At 68.7% G+C, this 16,086-nt stretch carries 18 protein-coding genes, 1 other RNA gene and 1 riboswitch; of the genes, 13 read left to right on the top strand and 6 right to left on the bottom strand.

What is annotated here, in order from left to right; translation table 11 throughout:
* Positions 1–2 precede the first annotated feature (2 nt).
* The 3 genes from ssrS to QUV35_RS01490 form a co-directional block, all read right to left on the bottom strand.
* A non-coding RNA gene (ssrS, locus tag QUV35_RS01500) (6S RNA) lies at positions 3–182 on the bottom strand.
* Positions 183–262: 80 nt separating this feature from the next.
* Positions 263–661, bottom strand: a complete 399-nt coding sequence (locus tag QUV35_RS01495) for a cell division protein ZapA (protein WP_300870364.1) — start codon at positions 659–661, stop codon at positions 263–265.
* 61 nt (positions 662–722) lie between these two features.
* On the bottom strand, positions 723–971 hold the full coding sequence (locus QUV35_RS01490) for a DUF904 domain-containing protein (protein WP_300870363.1): 249 nt from the start codon (positions 969–971) through the stop codon (positions 723–725).
* A gap of 50 nt (positions 972–1,021) precedes the next feature.
* A riboswitch (cobalamin riboswitch) is annotated at positions 1,022–1,271 on the top strand.
* A 78-nt stretch (positions 1,272–1,349) separates the two neighbouring features.
* Here QUV35_RS01490 and QUV35_RS01485 point away from each other — a divergent pair.
* The 11 genes from QUV35_RS01485 to QUV35_RS01435 all read left to right on the top strand — a co-directional run bounded on the left by QUV35_RS01485 (position 1,350) and on the right by QUV35_RS01435 (position 12,514).
* Complete coding sequence (locus QUV35_RS01485) at positions 1,350–3,293, top strand: TonB-dependent receptor (protein WP_300870362.1); 1,944 nt, start codon at positions 1,350–1,352, stop codon at positions 3,291–3,293.
* A gap of 7 nt (positions 3,294–3,300) precedes the next feature.
* A complete protein-coding gene (locus QUV35_RS01480) occupies positions 3,301–4,206 on the top strand; it encodes an ABC transporter substrate-binding protein (protein ID WP_300870361.1) in 906 nt (301 codons plus the stop codon).
* Entirely contained in the window at positions 4,203–4,754 is a 552-nt protein-coding gene (locus QUV35_RS01475) for a bifunctional adenosylcobinamide kinase/adenosylcobinamide-phosphate guanylyltransferase (protein ID WP_300870360.1), read from the top strand. Before QUV35_RS01480 ends, QUV35_RS01475 begins: the two co-directional genes overlap by 4 nt.
* On the top strand, positions 4,751–5,629 hold the full coding sequence (locus QUV35_RS01470) for an ABC transporter substrate-binding protein (protein WP_300870359.1): 879 nt from the start codon (positions 4,751–4,753) through the stop codon (positions 5,627–5,629). The genes QUV35_RS01475 and QUV35_RS01470 overlap by 4 nt, the downstream gene beginning before the upstream one ends.
* Positions 5,626–6,630: an iron ABC transporter permease gene (locus tag QUV35_RS01465; protein WP_300870358.1), complete on the top strand. Its 1,005-nt coding sequence runs from the start codon at positions 5,626–5,628 to the stop codon at positions 6,628–6,630. The genes QUV35_RS01470 and QUV35_RS01465 overlap by 4 nt, the downstream gene beginning before the upstream one ends.
* The gene (locus QUV35_RS01460) at positions 6,627–7,388 is read left to right on the top strand and encodes an ABC transporter ATP-binding protein (protein WP_300870357.1); all 762 of its coding nucleotides are present in this window, start codon (positions 6,627–6,629) and stop codon (positions 7,386–7,388) included. Before QUV35_RS01465 ends, QUV35_RS01460 begins: the two co-directional genes overlap by 4 nt.
* Positions 7,389–7,465: 77 nt before the next feature.
* A complete protein-coding gene (gene bioB, locus QUV35_RS01455) occupies positions 7,466–8,476 on the top strand; it encodes a biotin synthase BioB (RefSeq protein ID WP_300870356.1) in 1,011 nt (336 codons plus the stop codon).
* Positions 8,477–8,480: 4 nt separating this feature from the next.
* Positions 8,481–10,022 carry a cobyric acid synthase gene (locus tag QUV35_RS01450; protein ID WP_300870355.1) on the top strand — a complete coding sequence of 514 codons (1,542 nt, stop codon included), beginning with the start codon at positions 8,481–8,483 and terminating at the stop codon, positions 10,020–10,022.
* Positions 10,019–11,155, top strand: a complete 1,137-nt coding sequence (cobT, locus tag QUV35_RS01445; RefSeq protein WP_300870354.1) for a nicotinate-nucleotide--dimethylbenzimidazole phosphoribosyltransferase — start codon at positions 10,019–10,021, stop codon at positions 11,153–11,155. Before QUV35_RS01450 ends, cobT begins: the two co-directional genes overlap by 4 nt.
* Positions 11,156–11,159: 4 nt before the next feature.
* Positions 11,160–11,963 carry an adenosylcobinamide-GDP ribazoletransferase gene (locus tag QUV35_RS01440; RefSeq protein WP_300870353.1) on the top strand — a complete coding sequence of 268 codons (804 nt, stop codon included), beginning with the start codon at positions 11,160–11,162 and terminating at the stop codon, positions 11,961–11,963.
* Positions 11,960–12,514: a histidine phosphatase family protein gene (locus tag QUV35_RS01435; protein WP_300870352.1), complete on the top strand. Its 555-nt coding sequence runs from the start codon at positions 11,960–11,962 to the stop codon at positions 12,512–12,514. Before QUV35_RS01440 ends, QUV35_RS01435 begins: the two co-directional genes overlap by 4 nt.
* A 9-nt stretch (positions 12,515–12,523) precedes the next feature.
* Here QUV35_RS01435 and nth read toward each other — a convergent pair whose 3' ends face one another.
* Complete coding sequence (nth, locus tag QUV35_RS01430) at positions 12,524–13,159, bottom strand: endonuclease III (RefSeq protein WP_300870351.1); 636 nt, start codon at positions 13,157–13,159, stop codon at positions 12,524–12,526.
* A 124-nt stretch (positions 13,160–13,283) separates the two neighbouring features.
* Between nth and QUV35_RS01425 the strand changes: the two genes are divergently transcribed.
* Positions 13,284–14,474, top strand: a complete 1,191-nt coding sequence (locus QUV35_RS01425) for a PLP-dependent aminotransferase family protein (protein ID WP_300870521.1) — start codon at positions 13,284–13,286, stop codon at positions 14,472–14,474.
* A 14-nt stretch (positions 14,475–14,488) separates the two neighbouring features.
* On the opposite strand, the gene QUV35_RS01420 is transcribed toward QUV35_RS01425, so the two are convergent.
* Complete coding sequence (locus QUV35_RS01420) at positions 14,489–15,082, bottom strand: lysophospholipid acyltransferase family protein (protein WP_300870520.1); 594 nt, start codon at positions 15,080–15,082, stop codon at positions 14,489–14,491.
* A gap of 89 nt (positions 15,083–15,171) precedes the next feature.
* Between QUV35_RS01420 and QUV35_RS01415 the strand changes: the two genes are divergently transcribed.
* Positions 15,172–15,384: a DUF3820 family protein gene (locus QUV35_RS01415; RefSeq protein WP_159605578.1), complete on the top strand. Its 213-nt coding sequence runs from the start codon at positions 15,172–15,174 to the stop codon at positions 15,382–15,384.
* 9 nt (positions 15,385–15,393) lie between these two features.
* Here QUV35_RS01415 and QUV35_RS01410 read toward each other — a convergent pair whose 3' ends face one another.
* A complete protein-coding gene (locus QUV35_RS01410; protein WP_300870350.1) occupies positions 15,394–15,996 on the bottom strand; it encodes a 3'-5' exonuclease domain-containing protein 2 in 603 nt (200 codons plus the stop codon).
* Between the last annotated feature and the right edge of the window lie 90 nt (positions 15,997–16,086).

Genomic DNA, 16,086 nt, shown 5'->3' with positions numbered 1-16,086 from the left:
GAAAGGTGTCTGCAAGTGCCGCCGGACCGGCATCCTGAACCGGGGTTCAGGTGGGCAAGGGCAGCGTGGCTTCGGGATCGTCTGACGCGAGACGCTCACGCCAGCCACGCAATGTACCAAGCCCGGGCTCTATGAGCATTGGTTCAAGGAAATATAAAGCCCGGCGCGCACTGCAGACAGGCAAATTGTAGGTGCTGTGCGCGGCCCGGACGGGCAAAGGAAAAAGAAAAGAAGTCGCAGTGACGGACGGTGCCCGATGTGCTCAGAGCAGTCGGCCGTCCTTGTCGAGCGTCTGGTCCAGGCGGCGCATGAGTTCGTCCACGCGCGCCTGTGTGTGCGCATCCAGCGGGTCGTGGTCGAACCCGCCCCCGGCCTCGGCAAACGCGCTGTTCTCGGGCTGGCCGAACGACGAGGCCTGAAAGCTCTCGGCTTCGAGCCGCTCGGCTTCCCTTTGCGAAAGTTCGAACGCCAGGTTGAGGGAGGCCAGCACCGCGATGCGGTCGCGCGCCTTGACCTTGCCGGCATCGCGGATGCGGCACATGGCGGTGTCCACGCGTTCCACCGCGTCGAGCAACGAGGACTCACCACCGGGTGGGCACGAGAGCAGGTAGCTCTGGCCCATGATCTGGACTTCGATCTGCTTGCTGCCGGGCTTGATCATGGGGAAACCTCCATGCATCGCAGGGTGGTGCGAGCTGTGCTGTGGCGAGCCGGCATCGGGTTCATGAGCGCTCCTTGTGGCCATCGGTCGGTGCGCGGTCGGCGTCGACCAGTGGGGGCGCCAGGCGTTCCAGCAGGGCGTCGATTCGGGCGCGTGCGGCCATCAATCGGGACTTGAGCGAATCGCGCTCGGCCTGCAGCGTGTGCACCTGGTCAACCAGCAGGGCGTTGGTGCGTTGCAGTTCTTCATGCCGCAACAGCAGGCGCTCGACACGCTCGGTGATCTGGTCCAGGTGCTTGTTGTCGGCCATGGTGAAGACTCGAAGTTTTCGCATTGTAGGGTTGGCCCCGGGGCCTGCGGCTTAGAATGCCGCCTGTTGGTGCTCGCGGTGTGGTTCACATGCCGCAGTTCAACGGGAAGCAGGAGGGCGAGTCCACAAGGGCGAACCTAACCTGCGCTGCCCCCGCAACGGTAAGCAGACGAGAGACCTGACGCAGATCGGGCCACTCCGCTTTCATCACGCAGCCACTGGACGACTCCCCTGTCGTCTGGGAAGGCGATGAAGGTTGTTCTGTCAGCCCGGATACCGGCCAACAAGGTGGTGGTGCGTCCGGCAACCGGCGAGCCACCGTGACGCTCAGGCACCGTCGGGGAAGGCGGTGAGGGCTTTGTCTCTTGTTTCTTCATCATGAAAATCCGACAACTGCGCGCGCCCCTGGCCGCGCTGCCGCTGGCCGTTCTGGCCGCATGGCCAGCCCACGCCCAGACCCTTGCTTCGAGCAACCTGCCCGAGACCGTGGTCACCGCCACCCGCTTCGCTGAATCGCTGGCCTCGTTGCCGCTGGGAGTGAGCGTGATCACCGCCGACGAGATCCGTGCGTCGGGCGCAAGCACCGTCAACGAGGCCGTGATGCGTCTGCTCGGCGTGCCGGGCCGGCAGGACTCGTATGGCGGTGGCGACTATGCGCTGGACCTTCGCGGTTTTGGCGCCACGTCCGACAGCAACCAGGTGGTGGTGCTTGACGGTGTTCGTCTCAACGAAGCCGACCTCGGAGGCACCCGTCTGGCCGGCATTCCCATCGATGCCGTGGAACGCATCGAGGTGCTGCGCGGCACCGGGGCCGTCCTGTACGGCGAAGGCGCCTCTGGCGGCGTGATCGTGATCACCACCAAGGCGGGCATGGGCAAGGAACGGCGCAACCAGGCCTCGGTCTATGGCGCGCTGGGCTCCAACGATCTGCGTGAGCTGCGCGCCAACGCCACGGTTTCCTCGGCCGGTTTTTCGCTCGATCTTTCCGCTCAGCGCCGTGAATCGGACAACCACCGGGACAACTTCCGGGCTGAGAGCGATGGAGCGGATCTCACGGCCCAGTGGTCGGGCGACAGTGTGCGCGTCGGCCTGCGCCATGGTCGTGATTCGCTGGACGGACGCCTGCCGGGCCCGCTCACGGCCCAGCAGTACCTGGACAATCCGGCACTCAGCTTCACGCCCGACGACTTTGCTGCCGTCCGCAATGAACGAACCGGCGCCTTCGCCGAGGCCTTGCTGGGGAACTGGCAGCTGGCCGCCGATGCGGGCTGGCGCGAGAAGCGGCTGGACACCACGCAAGGCGGTTTCCGTTTTGGCTACGACATTGATGCCCGGCAAACCGGGTTGCGGGCCCGGCACAGCGCTCCCCTGGCCGGCCATGCCAATGTTTTTGTGCTGGGTCATGACCGTGGACGCTGGACCCGGGTGAGCCAGAGCAACAGCGAGGCGCGGCAGACCACCCGTGCCTGGTACGTGAGGGACGACATCACCCTTGCGGGCGGCACACGCTGGTCGGCCGGCTTGCGCACCGAATCCTTCGACAAGCGTGCCCGCAACGGAGCGGACCGCCTGAACGACCGGCTCCGTGCATGGGAGCTCGGTGTCAGCCAGCCCCTGGACCCCCGAACCACGGTGTGGGCCCGGGTTGGCACCAGCTACCGGCTGGCCAACGTTGATGAATTCAGCTTCACCAGTCCAGCGGTGCCGATCCGCCCGCAGACCTCGCGCGATCTGGAGAGTGGTGTGCGCTGGAGCGAAGGCGCATGGAGGCTGGAGGCGCGGCTGTACCGCAGCGCGATCACCGACGAAATCGGATACGACCCGAACGCGGTGGGGCCGAGCTCCTCTTTTGGTTTCAATGGCGCCAACATCAATTTCGACCCGACGCGACGCATCGGGCTGGAGCTGGATGCGGACTGGAAGGTCGCCCCCGGGCTCAAGCTCGGGGCGAAACTGGCCTTGCGGCGATCCACCTTCCGAGACGGACCGTACAGCGGCAGCGACGTGCCCCTGGCGCCGCGGCGAACCCTGGCCTTGCGCGCCGACTGGGTGCCGCTGGCCGGCCACCGGGTCAGTGGTGGTTTGAACTTCGTCGGCTCGCAGCATCCCGACTTCGCCAACGCCTGCCGCATGCCGGCCTACACCACGGCGGATGCGCGCTACGCGGTGCAGGTGAAGAACATGGAGCTGTCGCTTGGCGTGAACAACCTGTTCGACCGCGACTTCTACACCCAGGCTTTCCGGTGCACGGCTGGCCAGGCCACGGCGATCTACCCTGAAGCCGGTCGCACCTTCACCGCCGCCCTGCGTGTGTCCTTCTGATGCTGCCATGACCTCGACCAGCCTCGGCCCCCAACGCATCGTCTGTCTCACCGAAGAGACCACCGAGTGGCTCTACCTGCTGGGGCAGGAGCGTCGCATCGTCGGCATCTCGGGCTACACGGTGCGGCCGCGCCGGGCGCGCGAAGAAAAGCCCAGGGTCAGTGCCTTTCTCAGCGCGAAGATCGACAAGATCCTCGCGCTGCAGCCCGACTGCGTGTTCGGATTCTCCGACCTGCAGGCCGACATCGCGGCGCAGCTGATCCGCGCCGGCGTGCAGGTGACGGTGTTCAACCAGCGCAGCGTGGACGAGATCCACGGCATGCTGTTCCAGGTGGCGGCCATGGTGGGTTGTGCCGACGAGGGCCTGGCCTGGATCGAGCACAACCGGGTGCAGCTCGATACCCTGCGGCAGTCGGTGCAGACGCTGCAGGCGCAGGGCAAACGTCGCCCGCGCGTGTTTTTCGAAGAGTGGGACGAGCCGCACATCAGCGGCATCCGCTGGGTCTCCGAGTTGCTCGGTATCGCCGGGGGCGATGACGTTTTTCCCGAACTCGCCAGGCAGTCGCTGGGCAAGGACCGCATTATTGCGGACGGCGCCGAGATCGTGCGCCGCAACCCGGACATCGTCATCGGCTCATGGTGTGGCAAGAAGTTCCGGCCCGAAAAGGTGGCTGCGCGCGCCGGCTGGCAGGACGTGGCGGCGGTGAAGACCGGGCAGCTGTTCGAGATCAAGTCGGCCGACATCCTGCAGCCGGGCCCGGCGGCCCTCACCGACGGCGTGGCGCAGATGCACCGCATCGTTTCCGAATGGATGGAAAACAGCGCCCCCACGCTTCCCCTTGCGGGTGGTGCGCTGCCCCCCGAGGGGGCCGCCCCCGCCTTGGGGCGGCCCGGCGGCGGGGAGTCGGCATGAGCAGCGAATTCATTCTCGGCGGCCAGAAGAGCGGCAAGTCGCGCCGCGCCGAAACGATCGCCCGGCGGTGGCTGGACGCCACCGTGGCGCACCGCGCCGTGCTGATCGCCACCGGCCAGGCCTGGGACGACGAGATGCGCGAACGCATCGAGCGACACAAACGCGATCGCAGGCAGCGCGTACCCGGCCTGCTCACGATCGAGGAGCCGCTGACGCTGGCCGAGGTGGTCCAACGGTACAGCGCGCCACACACCCTGGTGGTGGTGGACTGCCTCACGCTGTGGCTGACCAACCTGCTCATGCCGGCGCAGGGCGCGCCGCTCGATGCGGACGCGCCCATCAAGGAGCTGTGTCGCGCGATCGAACAGGCCCGGGGTCCGTTGGTGCTGGTGGGCAATGAGATCGGCCTGGGTGTGATTCCGATGGGCCGCGATGTGCGCGCCTTCGTGGACGCGCTGGGCTCCCTGAACCAGTCGGTGGCGGGTCTCTGCCAGCGGGTCACGCTGATGGCCGCCGGCCTGCCACTGAGCTTGAAGGCACCGTCATGACCCCGGCCTTGACCGCGCTTCGGCTCTGTGCCGCCGCCCTGTGGCTGTGGACCGGCGCGTTGCAGGCCGCCGGCATCCAGATCACCGACGACCGCGGCGTGACGGTGACGCTGGCGCAGTCGCCGCAGCGCATCGTGTCGCTGCTGCCCTCGCTGACCGAGACGGTGTGCGAGCTCGGCCAGTGCCACCGGCTGGTCGGTGTGGATCGCTATTCGAACCACCCCGCATCGGTGCGCCGGCTGCCGCAGGCCGGCGGCGGCATCGACCCCAACATCGAGGCGATCGTCGCGCTCCGGCCCGACGTGGTGCTGATGGCCGCTTCTTCGCGCGGCGTGCAGCGGCTGGAGTCGCTGGGCCTGAAGGTGCTGGCCCTGGAGCCCAAAAACTCGGCCGATGCGCAGCGTGTCATGGGCCGGCTGGGCCAGCTGCTGGAGGTGCCCGACGCCGACCGCCTCTGGCGCGCCATCGATGCCGGCGTGCTGGCTGCCGCACAGTCGCTGCCGCCGGCTGCGCGCTCGCTGCGCGTGTATTACGAGGTCAGCACCGGAGGTTATGCCGCCGGCACCCAGTCCTTCATCGGTGAACTGATGGCGCGACTGGGCGTGCAGAACATCCTCACGCCCGAGCTGGGGCCTTTCCCTCGCATCAACCCGGAATACGTGGTGCGTGCCAACCCCGACCTCCTCATGATCGGCGCGCGCCAGGCGCAGGGCCTGGCCGAGCGTCCGGGCTGGGCGGGCTTGCGCGCGCTGCGCGAACAGCGCGTGTGCGTCTTCACGGAAGCGGAGTCCGATGTGCTGGTGCGCCCCGGACCGCGCATGGCCGAGGCGGCCCGCATCATGGCGCGCTGCATCAACGGGCGAGGCCTGCGGTGAGCGGTGCGCGCCACAGCTGGTGGCTCGGTTCGGCCTTGCTGCTGGGCGCACTCCTGCTGCTGGTGCTGGGCGCCGGCGTGGGCAGCACCGGTCTGGAGAGCGTGCTGCGTGCGCGGCACGATCCGGTGGCCTGGCAGATCCTCTGGGACATCCGCCTGCCGCGCACGCTCGGCGCCTGGCTGGCCGGCGCGCTGCTGGGTCTGGCCGGCGCGGTGGCGCAGGGCCTGTTCCGCAATCCGCTGGCCGATCCCTACCTGCTGGGCAGCGCTTCCGGCGCAGCGCTGGGCGTGGCGCTGGCACTGGCCTTGTTCGGCGCGTCCCCGTTCGCCACGCAATGGCTGGTGCGGCTGGGTCTGACCGGTGCCGCCTTCGCGGGGGCGGTGCTCGGCGTGGCGCTCACGCTGGCGCTGGCCAGGGGCGTGCAACACACGCTTCGCCTGCTGCTGGCGGGCGTGATCGTGGGCGTGGTGCTGGGCGCAGCGCGCGACCTCGTCACCATCGCCTCGCCCGACACCTTGCAGGCCATGCAGGGCTTCATGCTCGGCAGCACGGGTTTCGTGGGCTGGGCGGCGTGCGGCGTCATGGCGGCCATGTTGTGGCTGGCGGTGCTGCTGGCTGCCTTGCTTGGACGGGTGCTTGACGGACTGGCCCTGGGCGAGGCCACGGCCCTGAGCCTGGGTCTGCCGCTGGCGGCGGTGCGCGGCGTGCTGGTGGCGGTGCTGGCGCTGGCCACCGGCGCAGCGGTGGCACAGACCGGCCTGATCGCTTTTGTGGGCCTGGCCTCGCCGCACCTGGTGCGATCCATCGTCAAGACCACCCACGGCCGACTGATTGTGTTGAGCGCCCTCATGGGGGGCTTGTTGCTCATGGCCGCCGACGTGCTCGCGCGCTGGATCATCGCGCCGCAGGAGCTGCCGGTGGGGGTGCTGACCGCCGTGCTCGGCGGCAGCTACCTGCTCTGGCTGATGCACAGGCGGCGCCGCCCCGGAGGCTTTTTGTGAAGCTCGCCCTGCAAGCCCTCGGGGTGGGCGTGGCGCTGGGCGGCACGCCCGTGCTGCATGGCATCGACGTGGGTTTTCCTGCAGCGCGCTGGACCAGCGTGGTCGGACCCAACGGCGCCGGCAAGTCGACCCTGCTCAAGGCGCTCGCCGGTCTGCTGACCCACAGCGGCCAGGTGCGGCTGCTGGAGCGGCCCCTGGCGCAGTGGCGCGGGCGAGAGCGTGCGCGCTGCCTGGCCTGGCTGGGGCAGGGCGAGCAGGGTGCGGACGACCTCAGCGTCTGGGATGTGGCCATGCTCGGGCGCCTGCCGCACCAGTCCTGGCTGGCCGCGCCGTCGGGCGCGGACCGTGCGGCTGTGGAGCAGGCCTTGCGTGCCACACAGGCCTGGGACTGGCGCGAGCGCCCGCTGGGCGCCCTCTCTGGCGGCGAGCGCCAGCGCGTGTTGCTGGCGCGCCTGCTCGCGGTGGACGCCCAGGTGTTGCTGATGGACGAACCGCTGGCCAACCTGGACCCGCCGCACCAGGCCGACTGGCTGCTGTTGGTGCGTGAACTGGTCGCACAAGGCAGAACAGTGGTGAGCGTGCTGCACGAGATCGGCATGGCCCTGCACGCCGACCAGATGGTGGTGATGGCGCATGGGCGGGTGGTCCACCAGGGCGCCTGCGAAGACGCCGGGACCCACCGGGCACTGGAGGAAGTGTTCGATCACCGTGTGGTTATCCACCCGCTGGGTGACCAGTGGGTGGCCCTGCCCCGATGAAGCATGGTCGACCGCAGCCCGGTGCTCGGGCCGCCGACCCGCTCGACGAGAATCCCCGTTTCTGAAAGAAGACCGCCATGACCACGACCAGCCTGAACGAACAACCCGTGCGCCTTGTCCCCCGTCCTGCCCCCGCCACCGCCAGCACCGAACGCTGGTCGGTCGACGAGGTGGCCGCGCTGTTTGATTTGCCGTTTTCCGAACTGATGCACCGCGCCCAGAGCGTGCATCGCGAACAGTTCGACCCGACCGAGGTCGAGCTGGCCACCCTGCTGTCGGTGAAGACCGGTGGCTGCCCCGAAGACTGCGGCTACTGCCCGCAGTCGGTGCATTTCGACACCGGCCTGGAGGCCGGCAAGCTGATGGGCGTGCACGCCGTGCGCGAAGCCGCGCAGCGTGCGAGGCAGGCCGGCGCCACGCGCTTCTGCATGGGCGCGGCCTGGCGCGCGCCCAAGGACCGCGATGTGGACGCCGTGGCCGAACTGGTGCGCGCCGTCAAGGACGTGGGCCTGGAGGCCTGCGCCACGCTGGGCATGTTGAACGACGGCCACGCCGAGACCTTGCGCGACGCCGGTCTGGACTACTACAACCACAACCTCGACAGCGCGCCCGATTTCTACGGCGAGGTCATCACCACACGCGACTACCAGGACCGGCTGGACACGCTGGAGCGCGTGCGGCGCGCAGGTGTGAAGGTCTGCTGTGGCGGCATCGTGGGCATGGGCGAGTCGCGCCGACAGCGCGCCGCGCTGGTGGCCCAGCTGGCCAACCTCGCGCCCGACTACCCCGAGTCGGTGCCGATCAACAACCTGGTGAAGGTGCAGGGCACGCCGCTGGGCGACCAGGCCGACCTCGATCCACTGGAGTTCGTGCGCACCATCGCGGTGGCCCGCATCACCATGCCGCGCGCCCGTGTGCGCCTGTCGGCCGGGCGCCAGCAGATGAGCGACGCGGTGCAGGCCCTGTGTTTCCTGGGCGGCGCCAATTCCATCTTCTACGGCGAGAAGCTGCTCACCACGGGCAACCCCGATGTGGCGGCCGACATGGCGCTGCTCGCCGGGCTGGGCCTGCGAGCCCGTCGCGCCTGAGGCCATGTCCGCACGCTGCGTGATGGTGCTGGGCACGACCAGCGGTGCCGGCAAGAGCTGGCTCACCACCGCGCTGTGCCGGCACTGCGCGCGGCTCGGCCTGAAGGTGGCGCCGTTCAAGGCGCAGAACATGAGCAACAACGCCAGGGTTGTGGCCCCCACGCTCCACCGCTCACGCGGGTCGCTGCCCCCCGAGGGGGCTGATTTTCCTTGGGGCGGCCCGGCGGAAAATCGGTCGCTCGGCGGTGAGATCGGTTCGGCCCAGTACTTCCAGGCGCTCGCGGCACGAGCCGAACCCGACGTTCGCATGAACCCGCTGCTGCTCAAGCCCGAGACCGACACGCGCAGCCAGGTGGTGTTGATGGGGCGGGTGAACGATGCACTCTCCCGCATGCCCTGGCGCGATCGAAGCCTGCATGTGTGGCCGCAGATCGCCGCAGCGCTCGATGCACTGCGCGAAGAGAACGACGTGGTGGTGATCGAAGGCGCGGGATCGCCGGCCGAGATCAACCTGCATGACAGCGACATCGTGAACATGCGGGTGGCGCTGCATGCGAAGGCGCGCTGCCTGCTCGTGACCGACATCGACCGCGGTGGTGCCTTCGCCCACCTCTACGGCACCTGGGCCTTGCTGCCGGCGCAGGAGCGCGCGCTGATCCACGGCTTCGTGCTCAACAAGTTCCGCGGCGACGCCAGCCTGCTCGCGCCGGCGCCGCAGATGCTGCAGGACCTCACCGGCGTGCCCACGGTGGCCACGCTGCCGATGTGGTGGCAACACGGCTTGCCTGAAGAGGATGGTGTGTTTGACGACAGGACGCACGCATCCGGCGCCGTGAGCAAGACGGTGGTGGTCATGGCCTGCCCGCGCATCAGCAACCTCGACGAATTCCAGCCGCTCAGGAACGTGCCGGGCGTGCGCGTGGTCTGGGCGCGCACGCCGGCCGAATGCGTGGGTGCCGACTGGATCGTGCTGCCCGGCAGCAAGGCCACCGCTGCCGACCTGGCCTGGCTGCGCACACAGGGGCTCGATCGCGCCATCGCGGCCCATGCGGCGCAGGGCGGAGCGGTGCTGGGCGTGTGCGGCGGGCTGCAGATGCTCGGCGAGGCGCTCATCGATCCGCACGGCATCGACGGCAACGCCCCTGGCCTGGGCCTGCTGCCGCTGGTCACGCAGTTCGAGCTGGAGAAAACCGTGCGCCACACGCAAACCGCGTTCGGCGAACTCACGGGCCTGTGGAGCGCGCTCACGGGCGTGACCGCTGCGGGTTACGAGATCCACCATGGCCGGACCGTGCAACACCCGGCCATGGCGGCGGGGGGCGACCTCGCACGCGAGGTGCTGCCCGGCGGCCTGGGCTGGCAGAACGCAGCGGGCAACGTGCTCGGCATCTACCTGCACGGCCTGTTCGAAGACCCGCGCGTGCTGCACGCCTTGTTTGGAGCCGCCGCACCCACGCTGGAGACCGTGTTCGACGGACTGGCCGACTTCATTGAAACCCACTTCGAGCCCGGCGCGCTCGAGCAACTCATCGCACCCCGGCCATGAACACGCACATTCCCGACATCACCCAACCCGAACTGGCCCGCGCACTGCAGCACACGCTGGACAACAAGACCAAACCGCGGGGTTCGCTGGGGCGCATCGAGGCGCTGGCGCAGCGCATCGGCCTGGTCCTGGGCACTGCTGAGCCGGTGATGCTGTCGCCGCAGATGCTGGTCTGCGCGGGCGACCACGGTCTTGCCGCGCGGGGCGTGTCGGCCTACCCGAGCGACGTGACCTGGCAGATGGTGGAGAACTTCCTCGCCGGCGGCGCGGCAGTGAGCGTGCTCGCCCGCCAGCACGGCATCGGCCTCACGGTGGTGGACTGCGGCGTGAAGCACGACTTCGCCCATCGGGAGGGCCTGTTGATCCGCAAGGTGGCGCACGGCACGGCCGACGCGCTCGAAGGCCCGGCCATGAGCGCGGCGCAGTGCGCGCAGGCCATCGCCAACGGGAGAGAGGTCTTGACGGGTCTGCCCGGCAATGCCTTGCTGCTCGGTGAAATGGGCATTGGCAACACCTCGGCCGCGTCGATGCTGCTGGCGCGCCTGGCCGGGCTCGACGTGGCCGAGGTCACCGGCGCCGGCACCGGACTGGACGCCGACGCGGTGCAGCGCAAGATCGTCATCCTGCGCGCGGTGCTGGCGCGCCACGCCGACGCGAAGGCGCCGCTGGACGCGCTCGCGGCTGTGGGTGGTTTCGAAATCGCCACGCTGGTCGGCGCGGTGCTGCAAGCCGCGCTGGAGCGGCGCGTGATCGTGGTTGACGGCTTCATCGCCAGCTCCGCCGTGCTGGTGGCCGCACACCTGCAGCCGCCGGTCCTGCAGCGCTGCGTGTTCGCGCACCGCTCCGGCGAACGCGGCCACGCGCTCATGCTGGCCCACCTGAAGGCCGAGCCCTTGCTCGATCTGGGCCTGCGGCTGGGCGAAGGTTCCGGCGCGGCGCTGGCCTGGCCGCTGCTGGTGAGCGCGTGTGCGCTGCTGCGCGAGATGGCGAGCTTCGAGGCGGCGGGGGTGTCGAGGAGCGAAGACACCTCCGTTCACCCTGAGCCTGGTACTTCCGTTCGCCCTGAGCCTGTCGAAGGGCCTCCCACGGTGTTGGTGAAGGCTTCGACAGGCTCGGCCCGAACGGAGGGATGAGTCGGTGAAGGGTTTTTTTCAGCACTTCCTGCTCGCCCTGCAGTTCTTCACCCGCATCCCGGTGACGGGCCGGCTGGCTGACTGGGTGGGGTTCAGCCCGGCCATGTTGCGCGCGAGCGCGGCGCATTTCCCGGGGGTGGGTTGGATCGTGGGCGGGCTCACGGCAGCGGTGTTGTGGGGCTTGCTGCTGGCGCTGCCGGCCTGGCCCGCCGCGCCCTGGGTGGCGGCCATCGCCAGCACCGTGTTCGGCGTGCTGCTCACCGGGGCGTTTCACGAAGACGGGCTGGCCGACCTTGCCGACGGCCTCGGCGGCAGTGCCGAGCGCACCCGCGCGCTGGAGATCATGAAGGACTCGCGCATCGGCAGTTTCGGCGCGATCGCTCTGCTGCTCGCGGTGCTGTTCAAGGTGGCGCTGCTGGCCTTGCTGGCCCAGGTCGATGCGTGGCTGGCGGTGGTGGCGCTGTTCGCTGCACACGTCACCTCGCGCACCATGCCGCTGTTCGTCATTCGCACGCTGGCGCATGTGGGCGACACACCGCAGTCGAAAAGCAAGCCGCTGGCCGAGAGCATCGGCAATGCCGGTCTGGCCGCCGGCCTGCTGTGGTGGCTGCTGGCGATGGCGCTGGTGGTCTGGCTGCTGCCTGGCGCACCCTGGGCGCAGGCGGTGCTGGGCGCGCTGATCGGACTGGCCTGGATGTGGCGCCTGCTGCGGCGGCGCCTGCAGGGCTTCACCGGTGACGGTCTGGGCGCCACGCAGCAGGTGTGCGAGCTGCTGTTTTACCTGGGGCTGGCCCTGTTCCTCGCATGAAACTCTGGCTGTTGCGTCACGCCCCGGTGTTGTTGCCCCAAGGCCTGTGCTACGGCGCGAGCGATGTGCCGGCCGATGCGGGGCGCACGCGCGAAGCGGCGCAGGCCTTCTCCAGCCTGCCACCGCCGGGCACGCCGGTGTGGGTGTCGGGTCTGGTGCGCGCGCAGCAGATGGCCGGAGCGCTGCAGGCCGAACGGCCCGACCTGGGCGCGGCGCGCATGGACACGCGCCTGAACGAAATGGACTTTGGCCGCTGGGAGCTGCAGCGCTGGGACAACCTGCCGCGCAGCGCCTTCGATGAGTGGATGGCCGACTTCGCACACCACCGCTTCGGTGGCGCCGAGAGCACGCAGATGCTGCTGGAGCGGGTGGCCGCGGCGCTTGGCGATCTGCGTCCGGCCAGGAGCCACGATGTGGTGTGGGTGACGCACGCCGGGGTGATCCGGGCGGTGCAGCACATCGTGGCCAGCGGCGGGGTGACCATCCGGGAAGCGAGCCAGTGGCCGAAGGATGCGCCCGGGCCGGGCGGATGGGTTTCGGTCGAACTCTGAAGCCGGGGCTCAGGCGCGGGTCTTGTCCTTGAAGTCGCAAAACGCCGACACCGCGCAGGTCGGGCACAGGGGTTTGCGTGCCTGGCACACATAGCGGCCGTGCAGGATCAGCCAGTGGTGCGAGTCCACCGCGTAAGCCGGCGGCACCCGCTTCATCAGTTGCCGCTCGACCGCCAGCGGGTTTTTGCCTGGCGCCAGGCCGGTGCGGTTGCTCACGCGAAAGATGTGCGTGTCCACCGCCATGGTCGGCTGGCCGAAGGCCACGTTGAGCACCACGTTGGCCGTTTTTCGGCCCACGCCCGGCAGGGCCTCGAGCGCCTCGCGCGTGCGCGGCACCTCGCCGCCGTGTTGATCCACCAGCATGCGGCAAGCCTGCATGAGGTGGCGTGCCTTGCTGCGGTACAGACCGATGGTCTTGATGTGGCCCTCCAGCCCTTCGAGCCCGAGATCCAGGATCTTCTGCGGCGTGTTGGCCACCGGGAACAGCCTGCGCGTGGCCTTGTTGACGCCCACATCGGTGGCCTGGGCCGACAGCAGCACCGCCGCCAGCAGCTCGAACACGCTGGTGTATTCGAGCTCGGTTTGCGGCTGCGGGTTGGCCGCGCGCAGGGTGGCAAAGAAGGACTCGATCTGATCGCGTTTCATGCAGACGAGTTTACGGGCGGCTTTGGCGGCACACCGGGGCCGCGCTGCAATGTCCGTCGCCATGGTCTGCGCGGTCGCAATTGCTAACATCGCTGCTCGTCCTTCAGAGCGCCCCGACATGACCATCCCCTTCGCCACCCGCCTCGACAACGTCGAAACCTCCGCCATCCGCGAACTCTTCAAGCTGCTGGGCAGGCCCGGCATCATCAGTTTTGCCGGCGGCTTTCCGGACAGCGCCCTGTTCGACGTGCAGGGCATCCGCGATGCGGTGAACACCGCACTCACCGAGGAGCCGGGTGCCGCGCTGCAGTACGGCGCCACCGAAGGCCATGCGCCACTGCGCGAGCAGATCGCCAGCTTCATGGCCGCCAAGGGCGTGCGCGAGGTGGCGGCCAGCGATCTCATCGTCACCACCGGCAGCCAGCAGGCCCTGGACCTGCTGGGCAAGACGCTGATCTCGCCCGGCGACAAGGTGATCGTCGAGGGCCCGACGTTTCTCGCCACCATCCAGTGCTTCCGTCTCTACGGAGCCGAGCTCATCACCGTGCCGGTGGACGGAGATGGCACGCAGACCGACGCGCTGGAGCAACTCATTGCCGAGCACCAACCGAAGTTCGTCTACCTCATTCCCACCTTCGGCAACCCCAGTGGGGCGCTCATGAGCCTGGAGCGGCGCCGGGCCGTGCTGGAGATGGCGGTGAAGCACCACATGCTGATCGTTGAGGACGACCCGTACGGCGACCTCTACTTCGGCGAGGCGCCGCCACCGAGCCTGCTGGCCCTGAGTGCCCAGGTGCCGGGCAGCCGCGAGCTGCTGGTGCATTGTGGTTCGTTGAGCAAGGTGCTCTCGCCCGGGCTGCGCGTGGGCTGGATGGTGGGGCCCGCCGAGTTGCTCGCCAAGGCCACCATGTGCAAGCAGTTCAGCGATGCGCACACCAGCACCTTTGCGCAAGCCACGGCCGCCCAGTACCTGAAGGCCGGGCGCATGCCCGCGACCCTGGCCAGGGTGCGCCAGGTCTATGCCGAGCGCGCCACCGCCATGGGCGAGGCGCTGCGGCGCGAGCTCGGTGACGCGATCGAATTCGTCCAGCCGCAAGGCGGCCTGTTCATCTGGGCCCGGCTCACCGGCGCCCGCGGGCAGCTGCAGGACGGTGGCGAGCTCGCCAGGCGCGCGATCGACAAGGGCGTGGCCTTCGTGCCCGGTGCGCCGTTTTACGCGCGTCACCCGGACCCCGCCACGCTGCGTCTGAGCTTCGCCACCGTGGGTCTGGACAAGATCGAAGAAGGTGTGGGCCGCCTGGCCCAGGCGCTCTGACGCGCTTTCTGGAATCAGTCCGCGGTTTCGAACTGCGCCGCGTTCCTGCCTTTGAACGGTGCGTAAAAGGCCTTGATGGTGGCCATGTCGGCGTCCACATCGCCGGTGGGTTCGAACAGTGGACCCAGGCCGCTGCGCTTGTTCGCATAGTCCATGTAGGCCATGACGATGGGCACTTGCGCTTCGCGGGCGATGTAGTAGAAGCCGGTCTTCCAGTAGCGCGTCTTGCTGCGCGTGCCCTCGGGCGGCACGATCAACTGCAGCGGACCGTCGGCCTCCCGGATCGCCTGGGCCGATGCGGCCACCAGGTTGGTGGACTGCTCGCGGTTGACCGGTATGCCACCGAGCCAGCGCATGACGCCGCCAAACGGTGCGCGGAAGATGCCTTGTTTGCCCATCCAGCGAACGTTGAGCCGAAGGGCGAAGGCCACCATCAAGGTGTAGGGCAGGTCCCAGTTGCTCGTGTGCGGTGCGGCGATCAGGACGCTTCTGGTGGCGTGGGCGGGCAGGGCACCTTCAATGCGCCATCCGGTGAGCTTGAGAAATCCGATCGAGAAGGCGCGCAGCACCGTGTTGACGACGGGCGTGGTGAAGATGGTGCGTTGCAGGTGCATGTCGACAAGTATCAGCGACCGGACACCGATGCCGCGTTAGCATGGCGCCACTTTTGATGGCCTTTGTGCCGCCTGTGTGACCCATGAAACCCGAAGACCTGGAGCGCTTGTTGACCGTGGAGATGCCGTTCGGCAAACACAAGGGGCGCGTGATCGCCGACCTCCCCGGCAACTACCTCAACTGGTTCGCTCGAGAAGGGTTTCCCCGCAGCGAGGTGGGTCGGCTGCTGCAGCTCATGCACGAGATCGACCACAACGGCCTGGGCGACCTGCTCACGCCGCTGCGCCGGCGCTGACTCAGCGTCTCAGCGCAGGCCCAGGGCATCGAACACACGGGCGGCGGCGTAGGCATCGTTGGCCGCGTAAACCAGCTGTGCTTCGCTCAGGTGCGGGTTGGCCCAGTTCGAGGTGGCGGCCTTTTTCGACTTGAGGAAGCGCTGGTTGAACAGCACCGCCACCGCGCCCTTCACCCCCATGTCCTTGCGGTAGCCGCGCTCCCGGAACACGCTGTTGAGCTCCAGCACGGCCGCGGGCTCCACCGCCAGTTTGGACACGATGCGCCGGGTGTCGTCGCCCAGACCGAACCCGGCCTTGGTGTGGCGGTCATCCGCGAGCAAGGCGGCCACCTGGTCGCGGCAGGCCGGATCAAACAGCTGGAACACCCAGGCGCGCTGGGCCGTGGCCAGCTGCACGATGTGCGGCCCGTCGGAGAGCTGGTCCTTGAAGAAGGTGGGCTTGGATTCGGTGTCGAAACCCCAGACCGCATGGTCGATCAGCGCCGCGCAGGCCTCCCGGGCCTGTGCGGCGGTGTTCACCAGCACGATGCGGTCGAGCCCGAGGCGCTCGAACGGTTCAAGCAGGGCGATCTCGTCCTTGCCGGGCGTGGGGTGTTGTTCGCGGGGAGTCATGTGCGACGCAGGATACCCCGGCGCGCATAATCGCGCCCTTCATTCCCGGACTTGTTCCCCGACTTCGCGCTGCCCGCGCGCCCGATTGCC

The sequence above is a fragment of the Hydrogenophaga sp. genome, from assembly GCF_030373225.1.
Classification (GTDB): domain Bacteria; phylum Pseudomonadota; class Gammaproteobacteria; order Burkholderiales; family Burkholderiaceae_C; genus Hydrogenophaga.
Note: the sequence above shows the minus strand (reverse complement) of the source record. Positions and strands in the feature narration are given on the sequence as shown.